At 61.5% G+C, this 16,216-nt stretch carries 17 protein-coding genes; 6 read left to right on the top strand and 11 right to left on the bottom strand.

The window, feature by feature from the left end; all coding sequences use genetic code 11:
- Positions 1–21 precede the first annotated feature (21 nt).
- The 11 genes from AB4P96_RS26600 to AB4P96_RS26550 all read right to left on the bottom strand — a co-directional run bounded on the left by AB4P96_RS26600 (position 22) and on the right by AB4P96_RS26550 (position 9,699).
- Positions 22–1,161: a DUF1120 domain-containing protein gene (locus AB4P96_RS26600; protein WP_225933031.1), complete on the bottom strand. Its 1,140-nt coding sequence runs from the start codon at positions 1,159–1,161 to the stop codon at positions 22–24.
- Positions 1,162–1,172: 11 nt separating this feature from the next.
- Entirely contained in the window at positions 1,173–3,626 is a 2,454-nt protein-coding gene (locus AB4P96_RS26595; protein ID WP_225933032.1) for a fimbria/pilus outer membrane usher protein, read from the bottom strand.
- A gap of 128 nt (positions 3,627–3,754) precedes the next feature.
- Positions 3,755–4,459, bottom strand: coding sequence for a fimbria/pilus chaperone family protein (locus AB4P96_RS26590; RefSeq protein WP_099548442.1), 705 nt, complete (start codon positions 4,457–4,459; stop codon positions 3,755–3,757).
- Between the two features lie 33 nt (positions 4,460–4,492).
- Positions 4,493–5,179 (bottom strand): DUF1120 domain-containing protein, encoded by a 687-nt coding sequence (locus AB4P96_RS26585; RefSeq protein ID WP_017135191.1) that lies wholly within the window; start codon positions 5,177–5,179, stop codon positions 4,493–4,495.
- A 3-nt stretch (positions 5,180–5,182) separates the two neighbouring features.
- Positions 5,183–5,800 carry a DUF1120 domain-containing protein gene (locus AB4P96_RS26580; RefSeq protein WP_017135190.1) on the bottom strand — a complete coding sequence of 206 codons (618 nt, stop codon included), beginning with the start codon at positions 5,798–5,800 and terminating at the stop codon, positions 5,183–5,185.
- Positions 5,801–5,811: 11 nt separating this feature from the next.
- Positions 5,812–6,432 carry a DUF1120 domain-containing protein gene (locus tag AB4P96_RS26575; RefSeq protein WP_017135189.1) on the bottom strand — a complete coding sequence of 207 codons (621 nt, stop codon included), beginning with the start codon at positions 6,430–6,432 and terminating at the stop codon, positions 5,812–5,814.
- 33 nt (positions 6,433–6,465) lie between these two features.
- Positions 6,466–7,104 carry a DUF1120 domain-containing protein gene (locus AB4P96_RS26570; RefSeq protein ID WP_138449602.1) on the bottom strand — a complete coding sequence of 213 codons (639 nt, stop codon included), beginning with the start codon at positions 7,102–7,104 and terminating at the stop codon, positions 6,466–6,468.
- Positions 7,105–7,132: 28 nt separating this feature from the next.
- Positions 7,133–7,762 carry a DUF1120 domain-containing protein gene (locus AB4P96_RS26565; protein WP_099548446.1) on the bottom strand — a complete coding sequence of 210 codons (630 nt, stop codon included), beginning with the start codon at positions 7,760–7,762 and terminating at the stop codon, positions 7,133–7,135.
- Between the two features lie 29 nt (positions 7,763–7,791).
- Complete coding sequence (locus tag AB4P96_RS26560) at positions 7,792–8,421, bottom strand: DUF1120 domain-containing protein (protein ID WP_171045790.1); 630 nt, start codon at positions 8,419–8,421, stop codon at positions 7,792–7,794.
- Between the two features lie 15 nt (positions 8,422–8,436).
- Positions 8,437–9,060 (bottom strand): DUF1120 domain-containing protein, encoded by a 624-nt coding sequence (locus AB4P96_RS26555; protein WP_099548692.1) that lies wholly within the window; start codon positions 9,058–9,060, stop codon positions 8,437–8,439.
- Positions 9,061–9,075: 15 nt separating this feature from the next.
- On the bottom strand, positions 9,076–9,699 hold the full coding sequence (locus AB4P96_RS26550) for a DUF1120 domain-containing protein (RefSeq protein ID WP_099548450.1): 624 nt from the start codon (positions 9,697–9,699) through the stop codon (positions 9,076–9,078).
- Between the two features lie 394 nt (positions 9,700–10,093).
- Here AB4P96_RS26550 and AB4P96_RS26545 point away from each other — a divergent pair, with 394 nt between their 5' ends.
- The 6 genes from AB4P96_RS26545 (at position 10,094) to AB4P96_RS26520 (ending at position 16,156) form a co-directional block, all read left to right on the top strand.
- Positions 10,094–10,912: a response regulator gene (locus AB4P96_RS26545; RefSeq protein WP_017135184.1), complete on the top strand. Its 819-nt coding sequence runs from the start codon at positions 10,094–10,096 to the stop codon at positions 10,910–10,912.
- 199 nt (positions 10,913–11,111) lie between these two features.
- Positions 11,112–11,747 (top strand): response regulator transcription factor, encoded by a 636-nt coding sequence (locus AB4P96_RS26540; protein ID WP_017135183.1) that lies wholly within the window; start codon positions 11,112–11,114, stop codon positions 11,745–11,747.
- A gap of 90 nt (positions 11,748–11,837) precedes the next feature.
- Positions 11,838–12,308: a nuclear transport factor 2 family protein gene (locus AB4P96_RS26535; protein ID WP_010212931.1), complete on the top strand. Its 471-nt coding sequence runs from the start codon at positions 11,838–11,840 to the stop codon at positions 12,306–12,308.
- A 37-nt stretch (positions 12,309–12,345) separates the two neighbouring features.
- Entirely contained in the window at positions 12,346–12,621 is a 276-nt protein-coding gene (locus tag AB4P96_RS26530) for a GIY-YIG nuclease family protein (RefSeq protein WP_017135182.1), read from the top strand.
- Between the two features lie 75 nt (positions 12,622–12,696).
- On the top strand, positions 12,697–13,632 hold the full coding sequence (locus AB4P96_RS26525; protein WP_017135181.1) for a glutathione S-transferase family protein: 936 nt from the start codon (positions 12,697–12,699) through the stop codon (positions 13,630–13,632).
- Positions 13,633–13,741: 109 nt separating this feature from the next.
- A complete protein-coding gene (locus AB4P96_RS26520) occupies positions 13,742–16,156 on the top strand; it encodes a TonB-dependent receptor (protein ID WP_176991334.1) in 2,415 nt (804 codons plus the stop codon).
- Positions 16,157–16,216 lie beyond the last annotated feature (60 nt).

Genomic DNA, 16,216 nt, shown 5'->3' with positions numbered 1-16,216 from the left:
ACGGACTCCTTGCAGTGACGGTTACGGGTACACGATCTCGAGGGTGCCGGAACCATTGATCAGCACCACCTCACGCAGGTCCAGGCTTTGCATGGGTGCCAGGTAAGTCTTTATACGTACCGTGCCGGTCAGGGCCTGGATGGCGACAGGGCCTGTGGTGACGCCGGTTTTGTCGGTAAAGCCCAGCAGGCTGTTGGCAGCCATGGGGATTTGCCGGGCTGTGGAACTGCTCCACGCCACGCCGTTGCTGGTGGAGTCGGTGCGGTACAACGTGGGCCAGGTATCGGCGCTGAATTCCGCCGGGTCGACAGTCAGGTAAAAACGCCCGATTTTGTTGCGGCTGGCATCCAGGTCCAGGCCATAGGCGGTTTCATCGGTGCCACCGGTGGCCGACCCGTCGCGGTTATCAAACATGCGCAGGGCAAAGCGTGCCGGCGCGTCGCAGGTCACGCTCAGGCGCAGGGAGCGGGTCGGCAACGGTGTCTCGTTGGTGGCGCTCAAGTCCTTGGCGTACAAGGTGCCGTAGTCCACCACGCCGTGGTCGGACAGCGTCGGCAGGCAGGCGATGGGCGCAAAGTGCGCGCGCAGTGTCAGTTCCCGGTAACGCCCGTGCTTTGCGCCGTACAACGTCCCGGTGGTTTCCCAGGTGGTGGCATCGCGCACCTGCGTGGCGGCGAGGTCGGCCCAGGCGCGCAGGGTCAGTTGCAGCGACAGGGTTTTACCCGTGAGCACTGCACCCTGTTCGACCGGTGCTATGCCGTGGCCGGGGCGCCACTCCAGCACGTTGCCATTGGTAACGGGCGCCAGGCCGGCGGCGGGCAGCAAACCCAGTTCTACGCTGCGGCCGTCGAGCACGGCGTTGCCGACTTCGATGGCATAGCTGCCGTGCTCGGTAAATTGCAGGCGTTGCGGGTTGGCGGCCAGGGCGCGGTAGAACAGGCTGAGGTCTTCAGCCTGCGGGCAATTGACTGTCACGCTCAGGCGCCGTTCGCCGAGCAGGCGTTGCGCCGCGCTGTCGGCTTGCGCCAGGCGACTCATCAGGCCGAAATCCACCAGCGGTTCGCTCACATTGAGTTGGCATTCTTCCAAGGCCTGGGCAGTGCCGGCTACGCCGACCAGCAGCCACAGGCACAGTTGACGCATATAAGGTGTGATGGGCATGGCGGTCATCCTCAAGGCAGGTTGCAACGTGCGGGAGCGGTTTCGAAGTACACCGCCGGGTCGGCTTTTTCCGGCAGTTCGTAGCGCAACTCGCAACGCCCGCTTTGCGGCGTGGTGATCCACAACGTCGGCTGTTCCAGCACATTGGGCAGAAACACCTGGCTGCCGTCCTGCACCAAGGTGACGAATTCGCCACTGGCAGTGCTGACGGAGGCGCCCGCAGGCAGCGGCGCGCCCTGGTCGTTGCTGACGGTAAGCAGCACGCGACGGGTCAGGCCGACGCCAAATTCGACGCGGTCCACCGCGCCACGCCCGGCCGAGATCATCGCCAGGCCGTTATTGATATCGGCATTGCGCGGCAGTGAGCGTGTCTGCACTTCAACCGGGCTGCGCCCGTATGCGGCCACTTGCGGCACTACGGCCTGGCCCTGCCAGTCGGTCCACACCGGGCCGCTGGGGGTGCTGAGCTTAATGCCGCTCATGTCGCCGACCGACACCACGGCAAAGGTGTCGCGCACCGGGTAGGGCGAAAAGGTCACGCCGTCGCCGTGCAGCACCACACCGCCACGAGCGCCGCCCTGGTAGCTCGAACGCTCGGCGTCGGAGCGGCTGTAGCTGAAATCGAGCTGGCTGTAGCGCGGCAGTGCCGAGACGCCTACGGAGGTTTCCACCTGATGGTCACTGCTGTCGTGTTCGGCGCTGACGCGGTAGCTGAGTTGGTCGTCGATCTGTTCGGTCAGGCCCAGGCCGGTACGGTTTTCACCGCCGGAATTGCGCACCCAGCTGCGTAGCCTGCGGCTCTCGCCCAGCGGTACGCTGATGTTGAGATAGACGGCGTTGTCTCGCTGCTCGCGGCCGCCCATTTGCCACTCGGCACTGGCCGACAACGACACGGCGCCGATACTGGTACCCCAGGACGCCAGCGCGCGGCTGCTGCTGTCACCGGCAAAGTTGGATGAGCGCGAAACCCCGGCACTGAAGGCGCCCAGCAGCGGATGCGACCAACCCAGGTTGAGGCTTTGCTGGTCGCGATAGCGGGAGTTGCGACGGCTGTCATTACTCTCATGGCTGTGGTCGCGCTCATAGGTGCTTTCTTCGAGTTCGCGGTAGCCGATGCTGCGCCAGGAGTTGGCGGCGCTGACCGACCACTGTTCGCTCAAGCGCTGGGACCATGACAGGTCGGTCTGTACACCCGAGACTTTTTCCCAGCCCTGGGTGTTGGACAGTTGGGTTGACAGCTGGATCTGGCTATCAAGCCACGGCAACCAGCCCAGGCTGGCGCCTACCGAACGGTATTCGCTGGCGGCCAGCACGCCACTCCCCAGTGTCAGTTGCGGGTGCAAGGCGCCGGTCCAGCCGGCACTCACCACCCAAGGATCATCACCCCTGGCGTCACCCACATTGCGCACTCGGCCTGCGGCCACGGAGTAGCCCGGTGCCGGCAACCCGAGGCCAAGCATGGCGGCGGGCACGGTGAAACGTCGCTCACCGCCAACACTTTCCTTGACCGTGACTTCGACATCCGAGCGCGTGTTCAACCGACGTACATCGTTCAAGGTGAAAGGCCCGGCAGGCACCACGGTGGAGTGAATCAGTGCTCCGTTCTGACGTACTTCCACTTGCGCCGGGCTGTTGGCGATACCTTGGATCTGCGCGCCCTGACCCTGTTCTTGAAGTGCATGTTCGGTCAGCACCTGCACGCCGCTGATCTGCGCACCGGAGAGCACCGGGTTGTAGAGGTTGATCTGCCCGGCCTGCAGCACCGCCTGGTGGCTGGCGAAGGTGCGTTGCGCGTAGGCCTCCAGATGCGTACTGCGCGACAGGCCATCCTGCCAGGTCTGCACCTGGCGGCTGCGCACGATCCAGTCGCCGGCGTTGAACCCGACTTCGGTATTGGCCGAGCCAAAGCGGCTGGCGTCATCGCCGAAGCGGTTGTAAAAACCGCTGAGGTCATAGTTGAGCAGCCCGGCAAAACCGCCGGTTTCGTACCCCGAGATATCCTGCTGCACAGGGCGCAGGGCTTCGGTGGGCACCACCAGTGACACCGTCAGTGTCGCCGGGTCCGGCTCCACCAGGGTTTGTGGATACTGCGCGAGAAAATCCCGGCAGCCTGGCGTCTCGCTGGGCGTCACCAGGTCAGCGGCGTCCAGCAAGGCGCGGTCCAGGCACAGGTTGCCCTGTTGATCGAAGGTCAGATCCTGTCGGCCACGGCGTTGGCCGTTGACCCGCAGGTTAACGGTGTGCCGCCCGGCAGCGAAGCGCGGTGCTGCCAGCAACAGGCTGGCCAGCTGTGGGTCAATGCCACGCTGATGCAAGGTCTGGGCGTCGAAGCCAACCGGGCTGGAATCGTCGGCCCAAGCCTTGTCGGGCACGAGGGCACACAGTAACAACACCAGCGGCAAGGTCTGGCAGACGGGGGTATCGGACACGGCTTCGCCGTCACGGTAACTCAATACTGTTTTCACGCAAGGTACTCGAGTAGTGAGTGCACTGGCCCCCGTTGTGTCGGGGATTCCAGGCGCTCTGGTGACGGTCAATAAGCCGTCACTTCGTTATCCAGGTGCCGGTCTGTCACGACACCTGTGGTTGTCAGTCAGAGGGTGATAGGGGCGTCGTAGGCCTTGACCGCAAACCCATACACCGTGGCCGGCTGCAGACGCACCGTTCTGGCCTGGCCACCGCTGGCCGGTACGCTCAAAGCTTCGCCCGGCAGCACATAGGTACGCGGCAGCATTGCCCTGCCGTCACCGGGCAACAGCAACAGCTCCTGTGCAAGGCGCACCACATAAGGCGTGTCGTTGCGCACCTGTAATTGGCCGTCGCGCAGCGTCCAGGTCAGGTCGGTCCAAGGGGTGCGGTTCGGCGCAAGGCCCTTGGGGTGCACGATCACGGGCAGGTTCTGGCGCACGGTCACGCCCACACGGGCGTGACCGGCGGCGGTGGCGGCGCGACCTTGGGGCATACCTTCGAACACTGCCCGTTTAAGCCGCTGGGTCAGCAACGGCTTCTGGTTTTGCAGAATGAAGCGCACCAGCTGGGTTTTGGACGCTTCTACCCGTGACAGCGGCGGTGTCACCACCAACAGCGGCTCGGTGTCTTCAGGAATGTCCTGCAAGGTCACATGCAGCAGCGCGAGCTGGCTGTCGGTATTGGTCACCGACACCGCCGCTTCGCCTTCGGCTTCATGCACGATCACCACGGAGGTGTCCGGGACCATGCCGTCGGCTTTGACTTGATTGCCAAGGATCAGCAGCAGGGCGACAAGGCCCACCACGGTGTTTGAGAATGACGTCGTCATGATGGGGTTTCCATTAGGCCAAAAGGGGGGCGGTCAGAGGTAGCGCAGGTCCAGGACAATGGCGCCGTCGAGCGGGACTTCCTGGTCCAGGGTCAGGTACTGCGAAAAATTGATGGCGGTGCTCACCTGAACCTGGACGGTCAACTGGCCGATGAAATCCGGTTGGCGGTCCCCGACTGGCGCAAAGGCCATATGCGCGCGCGGGTAAGCGTTGGGCTCCTGTGACCAGGTTTCGCCGTTGTCGTTGGACGCCAATACCTGCATGGGCTGCGCATCGCCCACTGCGTTGCGATAGGACAATGCCACGGATCCCAGGCGCTCCTCTGGGACGTGGATGTTCCTGCCCAGCCCGTAGAAATAATCGGGTGCCGACGAGGAGTCGGCGCGATTATCAATACCTACCAGCGCAAACAACATGGGCCTGGCGCACTGCACGCGCAGATCGAGCATCTGGATAGGCAGCACGGTGAATTCGTCGGCGTTGAGGCTATGGGAAGGAATCTTGCCGTGATCGACGGTGCCTTCATTAGTCAGCTCGACATGGCAGGCGTCCGGCGTTATCCGGCCGGTTACCGTGAGGTCGACGGTCGACGCCGCGTGGGCGTTGACTAAGGTGGCCAGGCAGAGGAGCAGCGCAGCCACGCAACGGCCAACGGTGTTCAGTACCGGCACAGGTAGGCGCAGCCCATGCCCGGCGGTAGTCAAGGGATGGGCGGCCATGGGTTACAGGTACTTCACTTCAACGGTGGCCGAGCCATCGATGGTTACCTCATTGCTGAGGTCCAGGCTGGCGGCGGCATTGATGATAGTGAGCACTTCCAGATCGACGCTCAGGTTTTGGATCGGCAGCGGCTGGGTGTCGTCGCTCATCGACGCTGCCGCCATGTACATGCTCGGCTCCCAGAATTTTTCGGAGTACCAGGTTTTGCCCTGGTCCATCGATGCGATGGGTTGAACGGTCACGCCGTCGGCAACCATGCCGCGCCAAGTGAGGGAGAAGTGGCCCAGCTTCTGGGTTTCGTTGATAAAGCCCAGGCCGAAGTCCGTGGTTAGACCTGAGGCTGCGCGGTTATCGATGGGGTGCAGAGCAAACTGGATCGGCGCGTCACAGTCGACGGTCATCGACAGGGTATGCACGCCAATCGCGGTGCCCCGGTCCGGGTTCAGGTCCTTGGCAGACACTTTGCCGTGGTCGATCATGCCACCGCCGGACAGGCTGGGCGTACAGGCGCTGGGCACAATCAGGCCTTTGACGGTCAGGTCGACGCTGCTGGCGGCAAAGGCATTGGCCGAACTGAGCAGCAGTGCGCTGACGGCCAGGGTGGTCAATCGAGTGTTCATCGGGAGGTTCCTTAGAGGTAATTGACTTGCACGGTGGCGTGACCGTCGATAGGCACATCGTCGGTCAGCGTCAGGCTGCTGGCGGGCGCAATGTGGGTGATCAGGCGTATCTCGGCGTCCAGTTCCTGGATCGCAATCGGCACCACGCCGTCGTTGTCGGCGACCGCCGTCAACACGGTATGGCTGAGCATCACTGAAGGCATCCAGGTGACGCCGCCATCCCGTGAGGTGATGGTGCGCACCGGTACGCCGTCGGCCACCGGCTGGTAGAGACCAAGCCCGGCATCGCCGAGTTTTTCATCGCTGGGGGTCAGGCCCAGGCCGTGCCAACTGAAGTGGCTGGCGGTGGTGCCGGCGCGGTTGTCGATGGTGTTCAAGGTAAAAAACGTCGGCCCTTCGCAGCGCACGCTCAAGAGCATGGTTTCTCTGGGCAGGTCGGTGTAGGTATCAGCGTTGAGGTCCTTGACCGACACCTTGCCGAAGTCGACATTGCCGCCGCCGGAAACCACTGGCGCGCAGGCGCTGGGCGTGATGATGCCCTTGACGGTAAGGTCCAGGCTGCTGGCGGCCAGCGTGAGAGACGAGGTGCCCAACAACAGGGCGGCCAGGGGCGCCGCTCTTAAGTAAGTCATCGTTTAAACCTTCCTTAGTAAGAGGATGAGGGGTTACAGGTACATCACTTCCAACGTGGCGGAGCCATCGACAGGTTGTTCCTGGGTCAATGTCAGGCCACTGGAAGGGGCGATAGTGGGGTGAACCACCAGGTTGCTGGTCAGTGCCTTGATCGCGATGGGCGCCCAGGTGCCACTTGCGTTGTTGCCGAAGGCGGCGAGCCTGCCGCGCATCCAGATGGCGTCCTCACTGTTTTCGCTCCAGGTGGCGCCGTTGTCACGGGAGGCCAGCTTGCTGACCGGCAGGTTGTCGGCGAGGTAGTTGGTGATAATGATCACGTAGTCGCCGACCCGCTCTGTTTCGTTGATGAACCCCAGGCCATACGAGTAATCGTTGGGGCTACTGGCTGAGCCGGCGCGGTTATCCACACCATTGAGTGCAAACAGCGTGGCGGCCTCGCAGCTGAGGTTGAATGGCAAGGTAGTGGGCGGCAACGGAGTAGCCTGGTTTTCTTGCAGGTCCTTGGCGGCGATCTTTCCGTAGTCGGCAACACCGCCTTGGGCCAGTGCCGGGGTGCAGGCGCTGGGGGTAATCAGCCCCTTGACGGTCAGATCGATGCTGCTGGCGGCGAATGCTGGGCCGGCGCAGATCAGCAACAATGTCGCGGCGATGGGAGTGCGGAGGCTAGCCATGGGTCACATCCTGTGATGTTAGAGGGGGTTACAGGTATTTCACTTCAATTGTGGCGGAGCCGTAGATGGGGACCTCAGTGGTCAGGTCCATCCCGGCAGTTGGAGCGATAAGGGTTTGCACCTTGAGATCGGCCGTCACCAGCCGGACTGGGGTGGGCGCCCAACTGCCGGTCGAACGATCGCCAAACGAAGCGAGGTAGGCGGCTGGCCAAGTGTCACCTGGGATATTTTCCTGCCAGGTGAGGCCGTTATCGGAGGACTCAATCACGGAGATCGCTGCGTTGTCGGCTATAGGATTGCCGAAGGTCAGGGAGTACCCGCCCAATTTTTGGCCGCTGACCAGGCCCAGGCCATACCTGTTCATCGGGTCATGGGAGTCGCCTACATTATCGATGCCCTTGAGGGCCACCAGAGTTGGCGCCTCGCAGGTTATCGCCAGTTGCAGCGTGTGATTGCCGATGACCGTCCAATTGTCCGGCTTTAAATCCTTGGACGCGATTTTGCCGTGGTCGATGACCCCGCCGCTTGAAAGGCTGGGGGCACAAGCGCTGGGTGTGATCAGCCCCTTGACGGTCAGATCGATGCTGCTGGCGGCGAATGCTGGGCCGGCGCAGATCAGCAGCAATGTCGCGGCGATGGGAGTGAGGAGGCTAGCCATGGGTCACATCCTGTGATGTTAGAGGGGGGTTACAGGTATTTCACTTCAATTGTGGCGGAGCCATAGATGGGGACCTCAGTGGTCAGGTCCATCCCGGCAGTTGGAGCGATAATGGTTTGCACCCCAAGCCCCGCAGTCACTTGCTGGACCGGTGCCGGCGCCCAACTGCCGGTCGAGCGATCGCCAAACGAAGCGAGGTCGGCGGCTGGCCAGACGTCTCCTGGGTAAATTTCGCGCCAACTGAGGCCGTTATCCCGGGACCCAATCACGGAAATCACCGCGCCATCCGCCATTGGGTTATCTAGTGCCAGGGTGTACCCGCCGAGTTTTTTGCCGCTGACCAAGCCCAGGCCGTAGGCGTTGCTCGAGTCGTAGGCGCTACCTTGATTGTCGATGCCCTTAAGGGCCAGCAGGGTGGGTGCATCGCAGGTGATCGCCAGTTGCAGCGTGTGATTGCCAAGCAACGTGTAGCCGTCCAGCCTTAAGTCTTTGGCGGCTACTTTGCCGTGGTCGATGACCCCGCCGCTTGAAAGGCTGGGGGCACAAGCGCTGGGTGTGATCAGCCCCTTGACGGTCAGGTCCACACTGCTGGCGGCGAACACTGACGAGGCGCTTGTGAGCAACAGCGCAGCGCTGAGCAGGGACAGCGAGGTCTTCATTTCAAAGGTCTCCATTTACAGGTACATGACTTCAAACGTTGTGGAGCCGTCCAGCGCCACTTCGTTGGCCAGGCTCAAGCCGTTGGCAGGCGCAACGGCGGTGTGCACGGTGATGTCCATGAGCGCGTCCTGCACCGGGTGCGGGGCCCAGCCGGAATCGCCACGGCTGCCCAGGGCCACCAACATATCGTCTTCTACGGGGTCCTCTGGATAGAGCGGCGCCCAGTCGCGCTGTTCGTACTGGTAGAGCAAGGTCGAAGGCGTTTCGGCGACGGGGTTGCTGAACATCAGTTGATACCCGCCGAGCTTTTCTGTGCCGTTGGCCAGGCCCAGGCCGTAGGAGCCTCGGCCAATGGTTGAGGAACCGGCTCGATTGTCGACGGGGTTGATGGCAAACAGCGTCGCCGCCTCGCAGTTCACGCTCAACTGCAATGTCTGGTCCTCAAGCCAGGTGTGGCTGTCGGGGTTCAGGTCTTTTGCTGCGATTTTTCCGTAGTCCACGGCGCCCGGCAGGTTGGGAGTGCAGGCGCTGGGGGTGATCAAACCCTTGACGGTCAGGTCCACGGAACTGGCGGCGAAGGCGGATGAGGTAATGGCGAGCAACAGCGCGCTGCTCAACAGGGGCAGGCAGGTCTTCATTTGGGAAATATCCATTTACAGGTACTTCATTTCAAAGGTCGCAGAGCCGTCGATTACCACTTCGCTGGTCAAGGTCAGGTTTCTTGCCGGTGCAATTGAGGTGTACAGCGTCATGTCCATGATCGCGTCTTTTATCGGGTGGGGTGCCCAACCGCTGTCGCCCCGGCTGCCCAGCGCCACCAGATCGTTGGGGGCGATGGCGTCATCTGTAAGGATCTCCGTCCATCGGCCCTCGGAGTTGAACATCGCAATCAGAGTGGAGGGCGTTTCGGCGGTGGGGTTGGTGAACGTCAGCTGATATACGCCGAGCTTCTGGTTTCCGTTGATCAAACCCAGGCCAAAGGCGGCGCCGTGAGCGGCGGAACCGGCTCGATTGTCGAGGGGGTGGATTGCAAACAGTGTCGCCGCGTCGCAATTGACGCTCAGTTGCAGGGTCTTTCTCTCAAGCGGCGTATAGCTGTCTAGGCTCAGGTCTTTTGCCGCGATTTTTCCAAAATCGACGTCACCTGGCAGGTTGGGTGTGCAGGCGCTGGGCGTGATGATGCCCTTGACGCTGAGGTCGACGCTGCTGGCGGCGAACACCGATGAGTTCATGGCGAGCAGCAGGGCACTGCTCAGCAGGGATACAGAGATCTTCATTTCATTTGTTCCATTACAGGCTGGCAGATTGAGGCGCGTGCGGGGCCACGCCCGACCCGGTATGAACGGGTGGTTGGCCAAGCGGCGGTCTCGGTGTTTATTGGCTGTTGCCTGGGAGTGGCAAGCCGACCCTCTTTGGGGTGGGCACAATTTAGCGAGGGGGGCGAGCAGGGGAAATACAACTAATACGACATTGGCAGGGCGGTGTGAAGGCGATGATTCAGGGGGGATTTTCGTAGTTGTTGTATGGGCTTTGGTTAACTCGAAAGGTTATTTGTTTTTGGCCGATAGCATTCAGAAGAATGCGTCGACCATTGCTGCATGATAGGCCTCAAGAGCTATTGCATCAGTGCTGCGGATTGCTGCTGGATCAATAGTTGCGATAGAGGTACTGATGGGTTCGCTGGTAGGTTCAACAGCAGGAGCGAGCCACAACCTGAAGCCGCCAACCCTTCCCCCGTTTCATTGGCGGCAGTTGAGTGTGCTGGTTGTGGATGATCATTCTGCCTACCGCCTGTTGTTGGGTGGTTTGTTGCAGAAACTGGGGCTGGGGCACGAGACGGCCGCCGACGGCTACCTCGGGCTGGTGGCCTTTACCACCCGACCCTTCGACCTGGTAATCAGCGATTGCCAGATGCCCTTCATGGACGGTTACAGCATGGCCCGCGCCATTCGCCAGCATGAGTGCGATACCGGGATGAGGCGAGTGCCGATCATTGCCTTGACCGCTAACCTGCAAAATGACAGTCCCAAGCGTTGCCGCGATGCCGGCATGGATGCCTGGTTGCTCAAACCCTTGACCCTTGAACAATTGCATGCGGTGTTGGTGCGCTGGTTGCCTGGCGTGGATGATCGGTATGTCGAACAGGCGGCCATTGTACCGCTCGCCGGCTGGCCAACGCGTGCCACGTTGGTCGCGACGTTTGGCAGCGAGCCTGTCGTCGATCAATTGTTGGAAACCCTGCTGTTCGAGGCGTGGGAGGACCATCGTTTGTTACGCCATGCCTGTGCGACGTTGAACGCATCATTGACAGCTGAACGCCTCCATCGCTTGGTGGGCAGCCTGGTGTTTTTGGGCGGCACCGGCCTTGAACCCATGGCGGTGAGGCTGATTGAGCAGGTCCGGTCCCAGGGCGTTGCTGCGCACAAGGTGCAATTGGAGTTGTTCCTGGCTCGGTTGTACGTCTATCTCGAGTACCTGTCCGATGTCTGAGGAGTGGTGTTTTCACTGAGCGTTTGCAATCCGACGATCTAGTTTTGGCTGTAGGTTTTTTCCTGTTGTTATGTAGGCAAAAAAATGTGAACGAGTGAACATTGGGGTTGGCTGTAAGCGGCTGTTTGTTAGCGGTTGTTGATGAGCGCCGGCGGGGGTATTTTGCGCGGATTCAAGTTGCCATCATTCGTGGGAATTTATGCTTCGAGTAATTATTGCTGACGATCACCCCATTGTTCGTATCGGGCAGAAAGTCGTGATTGAGGCGCATGGCCGCTGCAAAGTGGTCGCGGAGGCCGATGGACCCGATCAATTGCTCGACGTGTTAAGTACGACGCCGTGCGACTTGCTCATCACCGACTTCGCCATGCCCGGCGGTCAGCAGGCCGATGGCTACGGGCTGTTGAGCCTGCTGCACCGCCAGTATCCGAAGTTGCCGGTGATTCTGGTGACCATGTTCGCCAGCGTCGCCACCCTGCGCGCTTCCTTCGCCCATGGTGCCAAGGCAGTGGTGGCTAAAAGTGCTTCGGCCAAGGAGCTGCCCCTGGCGATCAAGGCCGTGTGTGCCGGCCAGACGTTCGCCAGTGAATCCCTGCGGGTGCAAATGGTCGAGGCGGGCACGGGCGATCAGTCCCAGGAGCCGCAATTATCCGGCAAGGAGCGCGAGGTGGTGCGCATGCTGGCCAGCGGCATGACCGTCAGCGAGATCGCGGCACAGGTCAATCGCAGCATTTCCACGATCAGCAAGCAGAAAAGCACGGCCATGCAACGGCTGAGTATTTCCACCGATGTTGACCTGTTCGCCTATGCTCGCAGTGTTGGGATGGTGCCGTAGGCTCATCATTTGCGTGGCGAATGTCAGTAGCCAGCGCAGCGTGGGCAGCTTATCGTGCGGCTATTCTTTCGACGCCTGCGGAGCCTGCCCATGAGTGATGCCCATAACGCCCTGATCACCGAGTTCTACAGTGCTTTCCAGCGCCTGGACGCCGAAGCCATGGCCGCCTGCTACACCGACGACGTGGTGTTCAGCGACCCGGCCTTTGGTGAGTTGCGCGGGCGCGACGCCGGGGACATGTGGCGCATGCTCACCACGCGGGCCAAGGATTTCTCCCTGACCTTCGACCATGTGCGCAGTGATGACAGCACGGGCAGTGCGCATTGGGTGGCGACCTACCTGTTCAGCGCCACGGGCAATACGGTGGTCAACGATATCGGTGCGCGGTTTGTGTTTCGCGATGGCAAAATCTGCGAGCACCACGACCACTTCGACCTGTGGCGTTGGTCGCGCCAGGCGTTGGGCTTGAAGGGCTTGTTGCTGGGCTGGTCGCCGGCATTGAAGAACGCCGTGCGTGCCCAGGCGCTTAAAGGCTTGAAGGCATTTCAGGCCGGTCGTTGATAAGATTGGCGTTCTTTTGGTTTGCAGCAATCGTCCCGTGACTGAACTTCCTGAACCCAAACCCTGGTTCGTCTACCTGGTGCGTGCCGCCAATGGTTCGCTGTATTGCGGCATCAGCAATGACCCGGTGCGCCGCTTTGCCTCCCACCAGAGCGGCAAGGGCGCACGGTTTTTTCTGTCCAGCCCGGCCGTGGCGCTGGTGTACACCGAGCAGTGTGCTTCCAAGGGAGAGGCGCTGCGTCAGGAGCGGCTGATCAAAAAACTCAAGAAAAGCGCCAAGGAATGCCTGGCGGCGAGTGGCTCATTGATTTGATTGATAGGTTCTCATCGTCCCCACGCACGGTTTTGCAGGCTAAGCTGGCGGCTCACCTATCGAGCGGAGCCTGGCATGTCTGAGTTGATCCTGCACCATTACCCGCAATCGCCCTTTGCTGAAAAAGCCCGCCTGTTGCTGGGCTTCAAGGGCTTGTCCTGGCGCTCGGTGCGTATCGCGCCGGTGATGCCCAAACCTGACCTGATGCCGCTGACCGGTGGCTATCGCAAGACCCCGGTGCTGCAGGTCGGCGCCGATATATACTGTGACACGGCTTTGATCGCCCGCCGTTTGGAGCAGGAAAAGTCCGCGCCGGCACTGTTTCCCCAAGGCTTGGAACTGGTGACCCAAGGTTTCGCTGCCTGGGCGGATTCGGTGGTGTTCTCCCATGCCGTGGCGCTGGTGTTCCAGCCGGAATCCCTGGCGGTGAAATTTGCCAAGGTGCCGCCGGAAATGATCCAGGTGCTGGTGGCCGACCGCGCCAAATTGTTCAGTGGTGGCACGGCAGTTCGCGTGCAATTGGAGCAGGCAAAGCACCAATGGCCGGCGATTGTCAGCCGTATTGAGCAACAACTGCAGCACCAGGCCGGCGACTTCCTGTTCGGTGAAGCCTCGATCGCTGACTTTGCCCTGGCCCACCCGTTGTGGTTCCTCAAAGGTTCATCGGTGACGGCGCCGTTGGTCGATGCCTACCCGGCAGTGGCTGCCTGGCTGGACCGCGTATTGGGCTTTGGGCATGGCACTTTCAGCGAGATGAGTGCCGAGCAAGCCCTGGAAGTGGCGCGAAATACCGCGCCTGCGGCTTTGCCGAATGAGCTGTTCGAGGATTTGAACGGCTTCAAGCCCGGCCAGCAGGTGACCATTGCGGCCACTGACTACGGCACCGACCCGGTGGCGGGTGAACTGCTGTTCGCTGGCCGTGAAGAGCTGATCCTGCGCCGTACCGACGAGCGTGCTGGCACTGTGCATGTGCACTTCCCACGCATGGGCTTTCGCATTCAGGCGCAATAAATAAAAATAATTGCAAACAAAGGTGAGGTAAATCGCCCGCCCATCCGTGTAGTGTTTGAAACTGCGAGCTATTCGCATTAACAGCGTTTTCTACACGGGTTCTCACAGCATGAAGTCGACGGCGGGCGGTTGGGTAAAACAGTGGCTGGGAGCCTCGGTATTGGCGGCATCAGGCCTGGCGTTGCTGCCTCTGGCGATTGCGCAGGCGCAGGAGCAACAAAGCGCGCAGTTCAATTTTGCCCTGGCAGCCAAGCCGCTGCCCCAGGCGCTGAGCGATTTCAGCCGGGTCACCGGCATCAGCGTGATCTACACCGACGAAGCGCCCTATGGCCTTAGCGCCCCGGCCGTCAGCGGGCAGATGAGTGCCACCCAGGCCCTGCAACGGCTGCTCGGCAACTCAGGCTTTACCTTTCGCCAGATCGACGCCCGCACTCTGGCGCTTGAGCCTGTGCCCACCGATGGCGCAGTCAACCTGGGCGCCACCACCATCAGCGGCGCGAGCCAAGCCCAGGACACCACCAGCTATCAGCCACCGCCCACCAGCTCGGTGATGCGCTCCCACGGCCTGCTGCTGGAAACCCCTCAAACCGTCAACGTCGTGCCGGCCCAAGTGCTGCGTGACCAACAGCCGCGCAACCTGGATGACGCCCTGGGCAATATCAGTGGCATCACCCAGGCCAACACCCTCGGCAGCACCCAGGACGCGGTGATGCTGCGCGGTTTTGGTGACAACCGTAACGGCTCGATCATGAAGGACGGCATGCCCGTGGTGCAGGGCCGGGCGCTGAACGCCACCGCCGAGCGCGTCGAAGTGCTCAAAGGCCCGTCGTCTTTGCTGTATGGCATCCAGGACCCGGGCGGCGTGGTCAATATCGTCAGCAAGAAGCCCGAGCTGGTGCAGTCCACCTCGTTGACCGCGCGCGGCTCGACCTTCGGTGACGGCAAGAACGGCAGCGGCGGCAACCTCGACACCACCGGCCCGATTGGTGACAGCGGCCTGGCCTATCGCCTGATCGTCGACCACGAAGACGAAGATTACTGGCGCAACTTCGGCACCCACCGCGAAACGTTGGTGGCGCCGTCGCTGGCCTGGTACGGCGACACCACCAAAGTGGTGTTCGCCTATGAGCACCGCGAATTCCTCTCGCCGTTCGACCGTGGCACCGCCATCGACCCCAAGACCAACCACCCGTTGAACATCCCCGCGACCCGTCGGCTGGATGAGCCGTTCAACAATATGCAAGGCCGCTCCGACCTGTATCGCCTGGAAGTCGACCACGACTTGAACGACGACTGGAAAGCGCACTTCGGCTACAGCTGGAACCGCGAGACCTACGACGCCAGCCAGGTGCGCGTAGTCAAGGTCAACACCAACGGCACCCTGACCCGCAGCATGGACGGCACCCAGGGTGCGCTGACCACCGACCGCTTCGCCACCACCAGCCTGGAAGGCAAGGTCAATGTCGGCGGCATGCAGCACGACCTGGTGTTCGGGCTCGACGACGAGTACCGCAAGATCTACCGCGCCGACCTGATTCGCCAGGCGCCGCGTGGTGTCTTCAACTATAACGATCCGGTGTACGGCAACGAAGTCGCGGGCACCAAAGTCAGCGCGCCGGACAGTAACCAGACCGACCTGCTGCGCAGCGATTCGCTATTCTTCCAGGACGCCATCCACCTCAATGACCAGTGGATTCTGGTCGGCGGTGCGCGCTACCAGATGTACGACCAATACGCCGGCAAAGGCGTGCCGTTCACCGCCAACACCGATGGCAACGGCCAGAAGTGGGTGCCGCGTGCCGGCCTGGTGTATCGCTACACCGATCAATTGTCGTTCTATGGCAGCTACACCGAGTCGTTCAAACCCAACTCCACCATCGCGCCGTTGGCGAACAAAAGCGTATTGGATGGCAGCCTGGAACCGGAGCAGTCCAAAGCCTGGGAGCTGGGCACCAAACTCGACATACCGGGGCGTATAACCGCCAGTGCGGCGCTGTTCAATATCGAAAAACGCAACGTGCTGGTGCAGGTCGGCGACGGTTTGGCAGCGGTCTACAGCGTGGCGGGCAAAGTGCGTTCCCGTGGCCTTGAGCTGGACGCCAGCGGCCAGTTGACCGACAACTGGAGCCTGATCGGCAGCTATGCCTACACCGATGCCGAGGTGACTGAAGACCCGACGCTTAAGGGCAATCGCCTGCAAAACGTGGCGAAAAACACCGCTTCGTTGTCGGCCGTGTACGACTTCGGCAGCATTCTCGGCGGCGATCAATTGCGTGTGGGCGCCGGTGCCCGTTACGTGGGCGAACGGGCCGGGGACGCGGCCAACAGCTTCGAGCTGCCGAGCTACACCGTGGCCGATGCGTTTGCCAGCTACGACACCAAAATCGATGGGCAGAAAGTCAAGTTCCAGCTCAACGTGAAGAACCTGTTTGATCGCACCTACTACACCTCGTCGGTGAACACGCAGTTCGTGTCCATCGGCGATGCGCGGCAGGTGTCGGTTTCCAGCACGCTGCAGTTTTAAGGCAAGCGACCTCTTGTGGCGAGGGAGCTTGTTGTGGCAAGCCCGCTCGCCACAACGGCC

This window comes from Pseudomonas sp. B19125 (assembly GCF_044218855.1).
In the GTDB taxonomy this organism is placed as follows: domain Bacteria; phylum Pseudomonadota; class Gammaproteobacteria; order Pseudomonadales; family Pseudomonadaceae; genus Aquipseudomonas; species Aquipseudomonas edaphica.
Note: the sequence above shows the minus strand (reverse complement) of the source record. Positions and strands in the feature narration are given on the sequence as shown.

Coding starts and splice junctions, on each gene's coding strand:
- AB4P96_RS26570 (WP_138449602.1), bottom strand. CDS start 7,104: ATGGCTAGCCTCCGCACTCCCATCGCCGCGACATTGTTGCTGATCTGC.
- AB4P96_RS26600 (WP_225933031.1), bottom strand. CDS start 1,161: ATGCCCATCACACCTTATATGCGTCAACTGTGCCTGTGGCTGCTGGTC.
- AB4P96_RS26540 (WP_017135183.1), top strand. CDS start 11,112: ATGCTTCGAGTAATTATTGCTGACGATCACCCCATTGTTCGTATCGGG.
- AB4P96_RS26590 (WP_099548442.1), bottom strand. CDS start 4,459: ATGACGACGTCATTCTCAAACACCGTGGTGGGCCTTGTCGCCCTGCTG.
- AB4P96_RS26580 (WP_017135190.1), bottom strand. CDS start 5,800: ATGAACACTCGATTGACCACCCTGGCCGTCAGCGCACTGCTGCTCAGT.
- AB4P96_RS26560 (WP_171045790.1), bottom strand. CDS start 8,421: ATGAAGACCTCGCTGTCCCTGCTCAGCGCTGCGCTGTTGCTCACAAGC.
- AB4P96_RS26575 (WP_017135189.1), bottom strand. CDS start 6,432: ATGACTTACTTAAGAGCGGCGCCCCTGGCCGCCCTGTTGTTGGGCACC.
- AB4P96_RS26555 (WP_099548692.1), bottom strand. CDS start 9,060: ATGAAGACCTGCCTGCCCCTGTTGAGCAGCGCGCTGTTGCTCGCCATT.
- AB4P96_RS26520 (WP_176991334.1), top strand. CDS start 13,742: ATGAAGTCGACGGCGGGCGGTTGGGTAAAACAGTGGCTGGGAGCCTCG.
- AB4P96_RS26545 (WP_017135184.1), top strand. CDS start 10,094: ATGGGTTCGCTGGTAGGTTCAACAGCAGGAGCGAGCCACAACCTGAAG.
- AB4P96_RS26565 (WP_099548446.1), bottom strand. CDS start 7,762: ATGGCTAGCCTCCTCACTCCCATCGCCGCGACATTGCTGCTGATCTGC.
- AB4P96_RS26525 (WP_017135181.1), top strand. CDS start 12,697: ATGTCTGAGTTGATCCTGCACCATTACCCGCAATCGCCCTTTGCTGAA.
- AB4P96_RS26550 (WP_099548450.1), bottom strand. CDS start 9,699: ATGAAGATCTCTGTATCCCTGCTGAGCAGTGCCCTGCTGCTCGCCATG.
- AB4P96_RS26535 (WP_010212931.1), top strand. CDS start 11,838: ATGAGTGATGCCCATAACGCCCTGATCACCGAGTTCTACAGTGCTTTC.
- AB4P96_RS26585 (WP_017135191.1), bottom strand. CDS start 5,179: ATGGCCGCCCATCCCTTGACTACCGCCGGGCATGGGCTGCGCCTACCT.